The sequence below is a fragment of the Mesorhizobium sp. M0145 genome, assembly GCF_040322355.1.
Lineage (GTDB): Bacteria > Pseudomonadota > Alphaproteobacteria > Rhizobiales > Rhizobiaceae > Mesorhizobium.
On the sequence record NZ_JAMYTK010000065.1, the window covers coordinates 1 to 1,614 of the forward strand.

Annotated in this window: 1 pseudogene; it reads right to left on the reverse strand. The window is 63.6% G+C overall.

Annotated features, from left to right (window positions below):
- Nucleotides 1-169 precede the first annotated feature (169 nt).
- Nucleotides 170-1,506, reverse strand: a pseudogene (locus NKJ28_RS32910) (IS1380 family transposase).
- Nucleotides 1,507-1,614 lie beyond the last annotated feature (108 nt).

Here is a 1,614-nt window from a genome sequence, read left to right on the forward strand (position 1 = left end):
CCGCCTTGATGCACGGCGAGGACGTTTTGGCGGCCTGAAGCGGCGATGTGGCCGCTGTTGGGCGCTTTTCCGCGAACCTCGTCAGGCGCCGGCGGTGATCCGTCGTGATGGCAGGTGGGGTTTGCAGGTTGCGGTCGGCGGGTTCGTTCGGGGCGTCTGCGCCCCATGGTTATGTCGCGAGCCGCGGAATGCGATCGAGGACGATGCGCAGGATGCGTTGGTCGGGGCAGGATGTCGGCAGGTGCAGGCGGATTTGCGTCTTCATCTCGACCACCCGCGCAGCGATCTTGATGAGGCGCAAACGCAGCGTGTCGAATTGCGCGACGGCAAAGCTGGAGCGTTTCGGCGCAGCGCGCAGGCCCCACATGAGCCAGTAGGCGCCGACATGCAGGAACAGCCGGAACTGGTTGGCCGTCGCTCTTGTGCAGGACGTTCGGTCGGCGGCGAGATGCGTCTTCCAGTACTTGATGTGGTTCTCGGCCGCTCCGCGCCGGCAGTAGACATCCTCGTAGAGCGCCTTGGCCTTTCCACCGGCGAGGTTGGTGACGATGAAGCGGGTGTCAGCACCTTGGGCGCCGACCTCGACCCGCGCTATGATGCGCTCGACGCGGCTCCAGCTGGCGGCCCCATCCAGGAACTCCTTGAACCTGCGGACCTTGTTCGTCTTCGGTGACGCTTCAAAGCGCGCCGTCGTGGGGGCTTCCAGGTCCGCGACATGCTTGCGCAGGGTCGTGGTGGGCGGTACGCCGAGGATGAAGTCGACATCGTTGGCGCGGCACCAGTCGATGATCTGCGGGCTGCAATAGTGACCGTCGGCCCGGATCAGGATCCGGATGTTCGGCCAGTTGCTCCGGATCGCCCGCACGAGGCGGCGCAGGTGAGCGCGGATCTCAGCCCCGCTTGGCGCTTGGCCGGTCGTAGGACAGCAGCCACGAACCGGCCGTCGCCATCGAACACAACGATCGGCTGGAAGCCGTACTCGTCGTGATGGGCATTGAAGAGGCGGAGCTGCTGGTTGCCGTGCACGGCGTCAAACGTGTCGTCGATGTCGAGCCCGATCCGCTTCGGAATCTGCCAGGAAGGAGGCGCAGTAGAGGTCGACCATCGTCCGGCCCATGGCGAGCAGCGAGCGCACATCGGGTATTTCTCCAGCCGACACATCGTCGATTGCGACGCCAGATCCCGACCCGAAGGGGGCGCATCCTGGGCCATCTTGAAGACCGGGTCGGAACGCAGCCGGTTGGCGTCGTTGCCATCCTCGTAACCGGCGGCGATCATCTTCATGCGGAAGCCGATCATATCTGCAAAGTTGTGGATGACCTGGTCCGGGCTGCGTGGATCATCGATGCAGCGCGCCAGACGGTCGGCCACCCGAAGTCGTTTCTCCACCTCTGCTAGAGCCAGAACGCCACTGTCCGACGACAGCATGCCGCCATCGAAACGGGCGACGACGGACTTGCCGCCGACAGATGACAAGCCGCTCAGCGGCAGCGTAAGATCATTCATGGCAGGTGTGGTCTCCGGAAATGATTCGGATCGGCCTTAGCAACCAAATCCTACGTCATTTCAACGGCTTGAACCACATCCGCCAACCCACCGTGAATTTTCAGGCTA